General features: G+C 36.4%; 17 protein-coding genes. All 17 read left to right on the top strand.

The window, feature by feature from the left end; translation table 11 throughout:
• Positions 1-353 precede the first annotated feature (353 nt).
• The 17 genes from flgB (at position 354) to fliY (ending at position 13,653) form a co-directional block, all read left to right on the top strand.
• Entirely contained in the window at positions 354-746 is a 393-nt protein-coding gene (flgB, locus tag BK137_RS02725) for a flagellar basal body rod protein FlgB (RefSeq protein WP_038184085.1), read from the top strand.
• 2 nt (positions 747-748) lie between these two features.
• Complete coding sequence (gene flgC / locus BK137_RS02720; protein ID WP_038184088.1) at positions 749-1,210, top strand: flagellar basal body rod protein FlgC; 462 nt, start codon at positions 749-751, stop codon at positions 1,208-1,210.
• A gap of 24 nt (positions 1,211-1,234) precedes the next feature.
• Positions 1,235-1,540, top strand: a complete 306-nt coding sequence (gene fliE, locus BK137_RS02715; protein WP_412104686.1) for a flagellar hook-basal body complex protein FliE — start codon at positions 1,235-1,237, stop codon at positions 1,538-1,540.
• A gap of 62 nt (positions 1,541-1,602) precedes the next feature.
• Complete coding sequence (gene fliF, locus BK137_RS02710; protein ID WP_038184091.1) at positions 1,603-3,204, top strand: flagellar basal-body MS-ring/collar protein FliF; 1,602 nt, start codon at positions 1,603-1,605, stop codon at positions 3,202-3,204.
• 14 nt (positions 3,205-3,218) lie between these two features.
• On the top strand, positions 3,219-4,232 hold the full coding sequence (gene fliG, locus BK137_RS02705; RefSeq protein ID WP_038184093.1) for a flagellar motor switch protein FliG: 1,014 nt from the start codon (positions 3,219-3,221) through the stop codon (positions 4,230-4,232).
• A complete protein-coding gene (fliH, locus tag BK137_RS02700; protein ID WP_179078231.1) occupies positions 4,216-5,004 on the top strand; it encodes a flagellar assembly protein FliH in 789 nt (262 codons plus the stop codon). The genes fliG and fliH overlap by 17 nt, the downstream gene beginning before the upstream one ends.
• Positions 5,004-6,329 (top strand): flagellar protein export ATPase FliI, encoded by a 1,326-nt coding sequence (gene fliI / locus BK137_RS02695; protein WP_038184440.1) that lies wholly within the window; start codon positions 5,004-5,006, stop codon positions 6,327-6,329. The genes fliH and fliI overlap by 1 nt, the downstream gene beginning before the upstream one ends.
• Positions 6,330-6,779: a flagellar export protein FliJ gene (gene fliJ / locus BK137_RS02690; RefSeq protein WP_038184109.1), complete on the top strand. Its 450-nt coding sequence runs from the start codon at positions 6,330-6,332 to the stop codon at positions 6,777-6,779.
• Entirely contained in the window at positions 6,736-7,377 is a 642-nt protein-coding gene (locus BK137_RS02685; protein WP_081730072.1) for a MotE family protein, read from the top strand. Before fliJ ends, BK137_RS02685 begins: the two co-directional genes overlap by 44 nt.
• A gap of 30 nt (positions 7,378-7,407) precedes the next feature.
• Positions 7,408-8,748, top strand: a complete 1,341-nt coding sequence (locus tag BK137_RS02680) for a flagellar hook-length control protein FliK (RefSeq protein ID WP_051448683.1) — start codon at positions 7,408-7,410, stop codon at positions 8,746-8,748.
• A 4-nt stretch (positions 8,749-8,752) separates the two neighbouring features.
• Positions 8,753-9,469: a flagellar hook assembly protein FlgD gene (gene flgD / locus BK137_RS02675; RefSeq protein ID WP_051448684.1), complete on the top strand. Its 717-nt coding sequence runs from the start codon at positions 8,753-8,755 to the stop codon at positions 9,467-9,469.
• 8 nt (positions 9,470-9,477) lie between these two features.
• On the top strand, positions 9,478-9,867 hold the full coding sequence (locus BK137_RS02670; RefSeq protein WP_038184448.1) for a TIGR02530 family flagellar biosynthesis protein: 390 nt from the start codon (positions 9,478-9,480) through the stop codon (positions 9,865-9,867).
• An 81-nt stretch (positions 9,868-9,948) separates the two neighbouring features.
• Entirely contained in the window at positions 9,949-10,743 is a 795-nt protein-coding gene (gene flgG / locus BK137_RS02665; RefSeq protein WP_038184115.1) for a flagellar basal body rod protein FlgG, read from the top strand.
• A gap of 70 nt (positions 10,744-10,813) precedes the next feature.
• A complete protein-coding gene (locus tag BK137_RS02660; protein ID WP_038184452.1) occupies positions 10,814-11,035 on the top strand; it encodes a flagellar FlbD family protein in 222 nt (73 codons plus the stop codon).
• Complete coding sequence (fliL, locus tag BK137_RS02655; RefSeq protein WP_038184117.1) at positions 11,025-11,450, top strand: flagellar basal body-associated protein FliL; 426 nt, start codon at positions 11,025-11,027, stop codon at positions 11,448-11,450. The genes BK137_RS02660 and fliL overlap by 11 nt, the downstream gene beginning before the upstream one ends.
• Before the next feature lie 30 nt (positions 11,451-11,480).
• Positions 11,481-12,479 carry a flagellar motor switch protein FliM gene (gene fliM / locus BK137_RS02650; RefSeq protein WP_038184120.1) on the top strand — a complete coding sequence of 333 codons (999 nt, stop codon included), beginning with the start codon at positions 11,481-11,483 and terminating at the stop codon, positions 12,477-12,479.
• The gene (gene fliY / locus BK137_RS02645) at positions 12,472-13,653 is read left to right on the top strand and encodes a flagellar motor switch phosphatase FliY (protein ID WP_038184123.1); all 1,182 of its coding nucleotides are present in this window, start codon (positions 12,472-12,474) and stop codon (positions 13,651-13,653) included. The genes fliM and fliY overlap by 8 nt, the downstream gene beginning before the upstream one ends.
• Positions 13,654-13,656: the final 3 nt, after the last annotated feature.

Below are 13,656 nucleotides of genomic sequence, written 5' to 3'. Positions count from 1 at the left end.
ACAAAAAATATCAAATGAATATGTGTCGAATTGGTGTTATTAGGAGGATTTAACTTTCTAATAATATTGAATGGCTAAGAAATACCTATAAACTCAATAGCCGCTTAAGAAGTGGATAAAATAAAGGATTAAGTTTATTAACACTATTGTTATAGTGAATAATACCTTTACCCCTTATAGGATAAGGGGTTTAGAAGTTTTGAAAGAAAAGGGGAGTAAAGTGATAAAAATGGGTTTTTGTACCTATCAAAAAGAACCTAATACGGATAGACACTAGGATACATCTCTAATACAATTAGATAGTAAAAATAAAATTGAAATTTGGTAGTTTATATCGAATTGGGGTGAAATATTTGGATTTATTTAGTGGAACGATAAGTAATTTGGAAAACGGCCTCGCTTATGCTGCGGTGAAGAATAAAACAATCGCTCAAAATATAGCGAATAATGACACACCAAACTATAAGGCGAAAGACGTTAGTTTTAAAAAAATGTTAACTGAGGCACAAAATACATATATTCAAGCAAACAGAACAGATCAAAGACATTTTGATTTTACTACTAAGAATTCGACACCAGGTGTTTATAGTTATTCTAATCTTCGCTACCGAGAAAATGGTAATGGTGTAGATATGGATAAAGAACAAGCAAGTTTGGCGGAGAACACAATTTTCTATAATGCCTTGGTTGACCGTATTAACGGTAAATTAAATACATTACAAACTGTCATTAAAGGGGGTAACTAATTTTGTCTATCTTCCATAGTATGAACACGACTGGCTCAGCACTTACTGCTCAGCGTCTAAGAATGGATGTCATTTCGTCTAATATGGCAAATGTCGATACTACACGAGCGACAATGGAAAATGGTGAATGGGTTCCGTATCGTCGTAAAACAGTAACGTTAACTTCGAAAGAAGGACAATTTTCTAATTATTTAAATACGGCAATGGGTTCAACAAGTAAACAAGGAGTTGGCAATGGTGTCAAAGTGACAGGGATAAATAATGATACTGAAACACCATTCAAACTTATTTATGATCCAACACATCCAGATGCTAATGATGAAGGTTATGTGCAAACTTCAAATGTTGATCCTTTAAAAGAAATGGTAAACCTAATATCTGCTACACGATCATACGAAGCGAACGTAACGGTTTTTAATGCAAATAAATCGATGCTAACAAAAGCTCTAGAAATAGGTAAATAATTTCAATAAAGGAGGATGGGTTAATTGCCAGTATCACAAGTATCTGTAATGCAACCAGTTCAACCAACTATGACACAAAGAGTTGCTGAAACGATGCCTACAGAATCAAAAGAGAGTTTTGGAACAATGTTAAAAGATGCTATTCAATCTGTAAACGACAGTCAAGTCGCTTCAGATAATATGACAACTAAGTTGATAAACGGTGATAATGTTGAACTTCATGACGTTATGATTACTTCTCAAAAAGCGAGTATAACATTGAATACAGCATTACAAGTACGTAATAAAGTAGTAGAGGCGTATCAAGAAATTATGCGAATGACAGTTTAATTCGAACGGTTAGTGCGGATTTAACCACGTATTAGAACATTCACTATAACCGGAGGCTTAAAATGAATGAAAGACTGACAAAAATCAAAACCGACTCCACGAGGTTTTGGGGAAGTCGTACGAAAGCACAAAAAGGTACGTTAATAGGTTCCCTTCTTGGAATTATTATTTTGGCAGCTGTTATTACATACTTTGCAACTCGAGTTACGTATGCGCCACTTTATTCAGACTTATCGACTGCTGAAGTAGGGAAAATAAAAGAAACCCTTGATGCTCAAGGAACAAAATATAAAATTGCACCAGGTGGAACATCTATCTTAGTTCCAGAAAATCAAGTCGATCCACTATTAGTACAATTAGCATCGGAAGGTTTTCCTCAATCTGGTAAAATAGATTACTCATTTTTCTCTCAAAACGCTGGATTTGGTATGACAGATAATGAATTTAGCGTTCTAAAATTAGCTTCTACACAAACAGAACTAGCTAATTTAATTAAAGGTATTAAAGGTGTAAAAGACGCCAAAGTAATGATCACTTTACCTGAAGAGGGTGTATTCGTAAGTGATACACAGCAACCAGCTAGTGCATCGATAGTTTTGAATACGGAACCAGGCTATCAATTTACTGAAACGCAAATTCAAACACTTTATAATTTGGCATCTAAAAGTGTTCCGAACCTAACACCCGAAAATATTGTAATTACAAATCAATACTTTGAATATTACGATTTACAGTCTACTAATACTGCAACAGCGGGAGCTAGTGGAGCGGATGTCAATCAACAATTGACACTTAAAAAGCAAATTGAACGTGATTTGCAACGCCAAGTGCAAACAATGTTAGGTACTTTAATGGGAGCAGATAAAGTAGCCGTTGTAGTGACTACTGATATTGATTTTACCCAAGAACAACGTGAAGAAAATTTAGTTGAACCAGTAGATAAAGAGAATATGGCTGGTATCCAAATCAGTGCACAGCGTATTAGTGAAACATTTACAGGTACTGGAGCAGCAGCTTCGGGTACACCAGAAGCTGAAAATGCAACTGATAATTTTACAAACTATCAGTCTGGGTCAACTGGAGATGGAGATTACGAGAAAACTGAAGAGACGATTAATAATGAAGTGAATCGTATTAAACGTCAGATTGTAGAAAGTCCGTATCGTATTCGTGACTTAGGTATTCAAGTAATGGTAGAACCACCAACTGCTAACGACGCAACGACATTACCAACAAATGTACAACAGGATATTCAAAGTATGCTTGCATCAATCGTCCGTACTTCAATTGATAAAAATGAAGCTGGACAATTAACTGATGCTCAAATCGATCAAAAAATAAATGTTACTGTTCAACAATTGAATGGTAAAGCACAATTAGCTTCAACTGAGACAAGTAAAATTCCATGGTGGGTATATGTGATTGGCGGTATTTTAGTAGCTGCTATTATTTTACTAGCATTCTTTATTTTACGTTCTAGAAAACAAAACGCGACAGAAGAAAATATGATTCTAGAAGATCAAGAGGAAATAGTTGAAGTAGAAGATATCTCTACAGAAAAAGAAACAGAATCAACCGTACGACGTAAACAGCTTGAGAAGATGGCAAAAGACAAGCCAGATGATTTCGCGAAATTATTACGTACATGGATAACTGAAGATTAATGGGGGGAAAAGCTGTGTCAAGGAAAGAAAAAGGTTTATCTGGTAAACAAAAAGCAGCACTCCTGTTAATATCACTAGGACCAGAAGTGTCCGCTGCGGTATATAAACACTTAAGCGAAGAGGAAATAGAACGTTTAACGTTAGAAATTTCAGGAGTTAAAAAAGTTGAACCAGAGATAAAAGAAGAAATCATCGAAGAGTTCCATAATATTGCACTCGCACAAGACTACATTTCTCAAGGTGGAATTGGTTATGCGAAAACTGTATTAGAAAAGGCTCTTGGATCGGATCAGGCTCAAACAATTATCAATCGATTAACATCTTCTCTACAAGTAAGACCTTTTGATTTTGCGAGACGCACAGATCCTGCTCAAATTTTCAACTTTATTCAAAATGAACATCCGCAAACAATTGCGCTAATACTTTCATATTTAGAGCCACAGCAAGCGGGTATTATACTTTCATCTTTACCTCAAGAGGTACAAGCTGATATAGCGAAACGTATCGCAATGATGGATTCAACATCGCCCGAAGTTATTAGTGAAATTGAATCAGTATTAGAACGCAAATTGTCATCAACTGTGACGCAAGATTACACCGAAACTGGTGGCGTTGATGCAGTTGTAGAAGTCCTTAATGGTGTTGATAGACAAACAGAAAAAACAATTCTGGATGCACTTGAAATTCAAGATCCAGAACTAGCAGAAGAAATCAAAAAACGTATGTTTGTCTTCGAAGATATTGTTACACTGGATAACCGCTCAATTCAACGTGTTATACGCGATTGTGAAAATGAAGATTTACTCCTTGCAATGAAGATTTCAAGCGAAGAAGTAAAAGAAATTATTTTCAAAAATATGTCCCAACGTATGGCTGAAACATTTAGAGAAGAGATGGAAGTAATGGGACCTGTTCGCCTGAGAGATGTTGAAGATGCACAAATGAGAATCGTTGCAGTAACACGACGCTTAGAGGACGCAGGTGAAATCATTATCGCTCGTGGTGGAGGAGATGACGTCATTGTCTAGAATCATTCGATTCGATGATACTCTATCATCCAAAGAGAAAATTAGAACAATTGAAATACGCGAGTTAAGATTGCCCGAAGATCAGCAAGAAGTCGTTGAGGATTATTCCTTAGAAGATGTAATAGCTGAAAGAGAACGTATTATTGCTGAAGCGCAGTCCGAGATTACTATTCAACAACAAAAATTCTTCGCACAGTGCGAAGAACAACAGCAGGTACTTGATTTTGCTAAAGAGCAATGGGAACAAGATAAGCTTATTCTTCAACAACAAGCTTACGATGAAGGTTTTCAGCAAGGCTTAGAAGAAGGACGCTTAAAAGCTGAAGACAATATGTCAGAAGCAGTTCAAATAGCTAATGAAACTACTATCAGTTCACAAGAAAATGCTCAACAATATCTAGAAAGTCAAGAAAGAGTCATTTTAGAACTGGCTATGAATGCTGCGACTCGCATTTTAGGGACAGCCTTAGAAGAAAATGGAGAGCTGTTTTTGAATGTGGTCCGTCGAGGTTTAAAAGAGGCAAGAGAGATGAAAGAAATTAAGCTGTATGTATCACTTACTTATCATAAGCTCGTATCAAGTCATCGAGACGAATTAGCTTCCATCTTCCCAGTGGATGTCCCATTCATGATTTTCGTAAATGAAGAACTAAATGATACGGATGGTTTTATCGAAACAAATCACGGAAGAATTGTCGTGAGTATCGATGAACAGCTTAATGAATTACGATTGAAACTAATAGAAATATTAGAAAGCGTGGATCAGAAATGATGAAAGCGTCGCAGTTGGTTGAGCATATTCCATCAGTACAAACATTTAAAAAGTATGGTCGAATAACTCGTGTAGTTGGTCTAATGATTGAATCGCAAGGTCCTGAAAGCTCTGTTGGTGATGTATGTAAAATTCATGTGCAATCTTCAAAAAATGGACCTACAGAGATTTTAGCTGAAGTTGTCGGTTTTAAAGATGAAATCGTTGTACTCATGCCGTTTACATCAATTAGAGAGATTTCGATAGGATGTTTAGTTGAGGGAACAGGGTCACCTTTAGAAGTAAAAGTAGGGCCTGAACTTATTGGTAAAGTATTGGACTCAATGGGATTACCTCTTGATGGACACAACTTACCAAAAGGCCTTGCTACTGTTCAGACAGAGGAAGACCCACCAAACCCTTTAACTAGACCACCTATAAATGAAACCCTTGAAGTGGGTGTAAAAGCAATAGATGGCATGTTAACGGTTGGTAATGGCCAGCGTGTTGGTATATTCGCCGGTTCAGGTGTTGGTAAAAGTACCCTCCTAGGAATGATAGCGCGAAATACAGAAGCAGATTTAAATGTTATCGCACTTATTGGAGAACGTGGTCGTGAGGTTCGTGAATTCATCGAACGAGATCTTGGCCCTGAAGGCTTGAAGCGCTCAATCGTTGTCGCTGCTACATCTGATCAACCTGCTCTGATGCGTATTAAAGGGGCATTTACAGCTACAGCAATTGCAGAGTACTTCAGAAATAGAGGACTAAATGTCATGCTCATGATGGATTCTGTCACTCGTGTTGCTATGGCTCAACGTGAAATTGGTTTGGCGGTTGGTGAACCACCTGCTACGAGAGGTTATACACCTTCTGTATTCTCTATTTTGCCAAAGTTATTAGAACGAACAGGTACAAATGAACATGGTTCTATAACAGCTTTCTATACGGTATTAGTAGACGGGGATGACATGAATGAACCAATCGCAGATACAGTACGAGGTATTTTAGATGGACACATCGTGCTTGATCGTACATTGGCAAATAAAGGGCAATATCCGGCTATTAACGTTTTAAAAAGTGTCAGCCGTTTGATGAATCATATTGTCTCTAAAGAACATGTACAAGCTGCAGAACGGTTGCGAGAACTGTACTATACGTATAACAAATCAGAAGACTTGATAAATATAGGTGCCTATAAGCGAGGAACTTCCAAAGAAATTGATCAAGCCATTCATTATGAGCCTCTAATTACAGCATTTTTGAAACAAGGATATTTAGATAATGTTAGTATGCAGCAGAGTGTGAATGAACTAATCAGTTTATCGAATGGTGGTGGGCTGTAAATGAGCGCATATACATATCGCTTTGAAAAAGTAATGACAGTGAGAGAGCAAGAAAAAAATGAAACAGAAATTGCTTATAAAGAATCTGTCAGAGTTTTTGAAGAAGTAGCTACCAAACTTTATAATCTGCTAAAGAAAAAAGAAGATCTAATTGGTTTTCAACAACAACGAATGTCTACTGGTTCTAGTATCGATGAAATTCATCATTATTCAAGATTTATTGATAGTCTTGAAAAGACAATAGTGGATGTACAGCAAAAGGTTATTCAAGCTCGCTCTAAAATGGAGTGGCATGAACAGAAACTGCTGGAAAAGTCGTTAGAGTTTCGGAAGTATGAAAAGATGAAAGAAAAAGATCTTGAAACTTTTAAAGAAGAACAAGAAAGACTTGAAGCAATTCGACTAGATGAACTATCATCAGTCGCATATTACAACAAAGAAATCAGGTGATGGCATGGCGAAAAAAAATTTGAAGCATACAAAAGCTTCGGAAATAAAAGCAGCTAGTACGCTTCAAAGGCTTTTTTATTGGGTGATTATACCATTACTATTTACAACTGCTGTTCTCCTGATCATTGCGCATTTATTAAACGTAAATGTTTTTGAAAAAGCAAAAGAATGGACAAGTGGTACAGCCCAAAGTACTAACGAAAAAGTGTTAAATGAAAATGATGCAAAAGAAAATGCTAAACAAACTGTGGAGCTAAAAGCTCAAATTAAAGAAAAAGAAGCCCAAATTGCGCAATTACAAGGTCAAATAGAAGACTCGAAAAACGAAAAATCTAAGCTAGTTATTGAACAAGATCGACTAATAGCTGAAATCGATAAGCTTGAAAAGGGAAAAGTAGAAACACAAAAAGAATTTAGCAGTATAGTGTCAACCTTTGAAAAAATGACACCAAAAGCAGCAGCTCCAGTCATCATAAATATGAGTGATTCGGAAGCAATTAAAATACTAGCTAGCTTAAAACCTGAAACGTTGGCGAAAGTATTAGAGAAGATGCCAGCAAAAGACGCTGCACGATATACGGTATTGTTAGCTAAATAAAAATTCTATTAGTCGGAAGGAGGTGAAATCATGAATATAGATTCGATACAAATAGAAGCACCCAAAGCAAGTAGTCAATCAAAAAATTCAACTGATAGCTCAACTAATACTGGATTTTCGGATTACTTGTTATCTTCTAATAAGACTGAACCGCCAACTTCATCTACAACAAATAGTAATAGTAATCAAAGTAATATAGATAAGTTGAATAATCAGTCCATTAAGGAATCCACATTTAGCTCAAATAAATTATCTATCGATCTATCAAGAGGTCTAGAAGGTTTACTTGGACAAGTGCTAAAAAGCAATACTGCTGGAAATCAAGAACAAGCAATCACTATAGAAGATATGTCAAACATCCTTGGTGTAACTTCTCTAACTGATTTAAATAAATTGCTGAACAGTGCAATCGATGAAGCTACTCTAAGTACTGAAAGTATTTCATTAGATAAATTAGGCGAATTGTTAGGAGTAAACGTTGAAGATTTACAAGCTGCAATTCAAAAGTTAACAGGTGATGATACACAGGCAAAAGATGTTTGGGATTTACTTGCCGGTATCGATCAAAATGCCTTTGCATTTATGCAGAATTTGATGGCTTCTATTAGTGGAGAAAAGGGTGCAACAGTTTCTCAAACTCAGGCTTCAGATGTACTGAAATTTTTAAAATTAGTTGAGCTTGCAGTACCTAAAACAGATTTAGTCTTAAATCAGGAATTACAAGTATTTCAAGTGAAAGAATGGATGTCTGCTTTATCTACAAAAGTAGAACAGCTTCTAAATCAAGCATCGAGCAGTCAACTTCCACTCATAAAATCTAAAGATGTACAACCATTAATGATTAATTTAACCGATGCCAGTGCCAATGAAAGTGTAACAACAACTCTGACAGAAACAAAAGGTACAGCTAACACGACTGTGACATTAACATTACCAACAAACAAGGCTTCTCAGGCTGAAACGTTTGTCAAAGAGTTCCAAGCAATTATGAATCGTAGTCAAACTTCAAATGCACAAGGAATGACGAAGCTTTTGATTAAACTGTACCCAGAAAATTTAGGGACGATTCGTGTGGAACTAGTACAAAAAGATGGTGTTATGACAGCTAGATTGTTAGCCTCAACAGCACTTGGTAAAGAAATGCTAGATAGTCAGTTAAATACTTTAAAACAAGGTTTAGTTAACCAAAATATACAACTTGATCGTATTGATGTCACACAAGCCTTAAGTGATGCAAATCGTCAAGAAAAAGGCCAGAATCAATTCAATCAATCATTTAAGCAACAAGCACAGGACCAAGACGCTAAAAATAAAGACGAGCAAGATGAAGAACTAACATTTAGCGACTATTTAATGGAAATGGAGGTGTAGGATTATGGCAGATACAACGAAAATTCCAGATAAAAAGAGTATTTTAGATGATTACAATGTTGCCAATAAACCATCTAACCAAAGACAAACAGGTAACTCTGCTTTAGGTAAAGACGCATTCTTGCAATTGCTAATTACACAATTACAAAACCAAGATCCAACAAACCCAATGGATGATAAAGAATTTATCGCACAAATGGCTCAATTTTCATCTCTTGAACAAATGACGAATATGACAACAGCACTAGAGAATTTAACGCAATTACAACAACAATCGCAGTTAATTGAATTTAATTCATTCATCGGCAAAGATGTGAAATGGCATGAAGTAACAGATAAAAAAGGTGAAGATGGTAAACCGATTGTTAATGAAGGAACTGGTACTGTAGTTCGAGTTAAATACAATGGTGAGGGAGTTATCTTTGTATTAGCAGACGGTAAAGAATTAACACCATCAAATATTTCAGAAGTGATTAATGGAAGTACAGGCAGTACCGGGGGGTCCCTAGTAGAAGCGAGTATGTTAATTGGGAAAAATATTACATACAAAGTGACTGAGGATAAAGATGATAATGAAGAATCTGAAGAATCTCCAAATGAGGTAACTAATGAAGCAACCGTCCAATCCGTTTCAAAAAAAGATGGACAAATCAAATATATACTTAGTAACGGTGATGAAATAACAGCTGATCAAATCGTGTCCATTGCTCAAGGGAAATAAAATATATGGTGGATAAAATTAGATTTCAGCAACATATACAACAACTTCAACCAACTTTAAGACAACAGTCAATTGCAAGACCGAATGTTTCTACAAGCAAACAATCCTTTAGTCAAGAGTTAGAAAAAGCAACAAGTAGCCAACAGTTAAAGATAAGTAAGCACGCTTCAGTTCGTCTGAACGAACGAGATATTCATATTGATGAAAAGCAATGGCAAAGAATTACTGAAAAAGTATTCGAAGCACGCTCAAAAGGTGTGAATGATTCACTTGTTTTAACTGATCAGGCAGCGCTCATAGTTAGTGCGAAAAACGCCACAGTAATAACAGCAATGGATCGTAATGAAGCAAAAGATCAATTATTCACCAATATCGACGGCACAATTGTGCTGACATAAGGCAGGACCTTTTAAGGGTGCCTTAGTACTGCCAAATGACAGAAGCAGTACACTCTAAAATCGAAGGGAGAAAATTAAGTTATGCTACGTTCAATGTATTCAGGCATCAGTGGTCTTAAAAATTTCCAAACAAAATTAGATGTGATCGGTAACAATATCGCCAATGTTAATACCTACGGGTTCAAAAAAGGTCGCGTCGTGTTTAAAGATGTATTCTCACAGACAAGCGCAGGTGCTTCAGCGCCGACTGCTACTACTGGAGGTACAAACCCAAAACAAATTGGCTTAGGTTCTCAAATTGCTGCAATAGATACAATGCATGAAGGTGGTTCATTGCAAACCACTAACCGAGTGTTGGATTTAGCGATTTCTGGTGATGGATTCTTTGTTGTTATGGATAAGGATGGGAAAAACTTAAAGTATACACGTGCTGGGAACTTTTATATGGATAAAAATGGAGACCTAGTTAATGCTGAAGGTAAGTATTTAAAAGGAACTGCTGGAGTAATAAATATTCCTACAACTGCTCAAAGTATGTCTGTCGGTAAAGATGGGTCTGTAGATTATGTTGATGAAGCAGGTGTATTGCAAAAAGCAGGTCAATTAGAATTAGCTAAGTTCCCAAATGCTGGAGGTTTATCTAAGGAAGGTTCTAATTATTATAATGAAACTTCAAACTCAGGGGCACCTACAGTAGGCACAGCTGGTCTAAAGGGTATTGGTGTAATCGCTTCTGGTGCTCTCGAAATGTCCAACGTAGATCTATCAGAAGAATTCACTGATATGATCGTAGCGCAACGTGGTTTCCAGGCGAATACACGTATTATCACTACATCAGATGAAATTTTACAAGAGCTTGTTAACTTAAAACGATAAGTTTTAGCTAAAATTTTTTCATTAAAAGGAGGGGGCTGGGTCGGCTCTCGTGACTCGGCCCTTATTTCCTATGATTACAGTAACTAAATTAAATGGTAAACCATTCTCATTAAATGCTTTATACATAGAATCGGTCGAGGAGTTTCCTGATACGACGATTACGTTAACGACCGGACGAAAATATGTTGTATTAGAAACTGAGAAAGAAGTGAGTAATCGTATGATTGCTTTCTACAACAGTGTTCAGCTCCTATCAAACCCGCACTTAAGAGGTGAAGAAGATGAAGAATAACAAACTTTTAACCATTATGTTGATTATCTTAGTTTCAATTACACTGCTTGGTGTTATTGCATTGGTAACTGTCAATCAGTTGAACAAAGGAAGTGCCAAAGAACCAAGTATCGATGATATCATCGAAGCTTCTGTAGATGTTCCTGAATTGACAACAAACCTTGCCGGAACAAATTTTGTTAAAATTTCACTAAAAATCCAAACTGATAGCAAAAAAGCTGCTGAAGAAATCGGTAAACGTGATTTCCAAGTGAAGAGTATTGTAATTGAAGAAATGTCAGAGATGACAAAAGGTGATTTAGAAGGAAAAAAAGGAAAGAAAATGCTCGAAACAACGTTAAAAACAAGATTTAATGAACTGATGCAAGACGGTAAGGTACAAGAAGTTTACATTACTTCCTACATCATTCAGTAAGGTCAATTATTTTGAAATGGAGGTGGGAAAATGGCAGGAGATGTGTTATCCCAGTCCGAAATTGATGCGCTTTTATCAGCGTTATCAACGGGTGAGATGACGGCTGATGATATTAAGAAAGATGAAGAGGCTAGAAAAGTTAAAGTTTATGACTTTAAACGAGCTCTACGTTTTTCAAAAGATCAAATCCGAAGTTTGACCCGAATACATGAAAACTTTGCACGTCTTTTAACGACGTTTTTCTCAGCTCAGCTTAGGACGTACGTGCAAATAACTGTAGCATCTGTGGATCAGATTCCATTTGAAGAGTTTATTCGTTCAATTCCGAATATGACACTCATAAATGTTTTCGAAGTACCACCTTTAGATGGCAATATCCTAATGGAGATTAATCCTAATATTGCGTATTCAATGCTAGATCGTTTAATGGGTGGAACTGGAGCAAGTCATAGTAACGTCGATAACTTAACTGAAATTGAAACAAAAATTATGACAAATTTATTTGAACGTTCGTTCGATAACTTGCGTGAAGCATGGGCAAACATAGCCGATATTGATCCAGCTTTATCTGAGCTTGAAGTGAATCCACAGTTCTTACAAATGATTTCTCCAAATGAAACGGTTGTTGTTATTTCATTCAACTCAATCATTGGAGAAACAAGTGGCATGATTAATATTTGTATCCCTCATGTCGTATTAGAGCCGATTGTACCGAATCTATCGGTTCGTTACTGGATGCAATCTAACAAAAAAGAAGTTTCACCAGAACAAACAGCAATTCTTGAAAATAGTGTGAAACAATCTAATTTACCAGTAATAGCAGAGCTTGGTAATGCTGAAATAACAATTGAAGACTTCCTTCTATTGTTGCAAGGTGATGTTATTCAACTGGATCAGAAAATTAGCCAACCACTTACATTAAAAGTTGGCGATATACCTAAATTTACTGTTCAACCAGGGAAACTGAAAAAACGAATGGCTGTTCAAGTTTTAGAGTCTTTGAAAGGAGGAGACGAAGTTGATGAGTGATGAAATGTTATCACAAGAAGAAATTGAAGCCCTATTAAGAGGCGAATCTCCAGAACTAGAAAATAAGAAGTCTTCTCAAATTGAATACAAAGTAGAGGAATATTTAGATGCATTATCTCAAGATGCACTAGGTGAAATCGGTAATATTTCCTTTGGTAGTTCTGCAACGGCGTTATCATCGTTACTTGGCCAAAAAGTTGATATTACAACACCAACAATCAGTATGATTAATCGTGATAATTTGGAGGAAGAGTTTCCTCATCCATATGTAGCGGTTCAAGTAGAATATACGACGGGCCTTGTGGGTATGAACTTATTAGTCATCAAACAATCGGATGCAGCAATTATAGCTGATTTAATGTTAGGTGGAGATGGTGCTAGCCCTGCAGATGAACTTGGTGAGATTCATTTAAGTGCTGTACAGGAAGCAATGAATCAAATGATGGGTTCTGCTGCAACATCTATGTCTACGATCTTTAATAAAAAAGTGGACATTTCACCACCATCAATCGATTTGATGAATATTTCAAAAAATGAAGGTAGAGATAATATTCCGGAAGAAGATTTACTTGTTAAAGTTTCATTCCGCTTGAAAATTGGTACTTTAATAGATTCAGATATTATGCAACTACTACCTCTTGGATTTAGTAAGAAGTTGGTTAACCAATTACTGAATCAAGATACTGAAGAAATTGCTTCAACTATGGTTGCGCCTGCGCCAACACCACAGGCAGCACCAGTTCAAGCACCTCCTGTACAACAGGTACCAGTAGCCCAACCTGCTCCAATGCAAGAACAACAATATCAACAATCGTATGCAATGCCTGAAAGACCAATGTATACACAACAGCCAGCAAATGTACAACAAGCGCAATTTGCTAGCTTTGAAAATGCATCATTGAAGCAAGCAGAAGCTAGAAATTTGAATATGCTACTTGACATACCACTGCAAGTTACTGTTGAATTAGGACGTACGAAGCGTTCCGTAAAAGAGATATTAGAACTAGCAAGTGGATCTATTATTGAACTTGATAAACTTGCTGGGGAACCGGTTGATATTCTAGTAAATAGCCGTCTCATTGCTAAAGGAGAAGTAGTTGTAATAGACGAAAACTTCGGTGTTCGTATTACAGATATTTTGAGTAAAGCGGATCGCTTAAACAATCTAAGATAGATA

The organism is Viridibacillus arenosi, assembly GCF_001955655.1.
In the GTDB taxonomy this organism is placed as follows: Bacteria; Bacillota; Bacilli; order Bacillales_A; family Planococcaceae; genus Viridibacillus; species Viridibacillus arenosi.
This window is presented reverse-complemented; position numbering and strand designations above follow the sequence as displayed.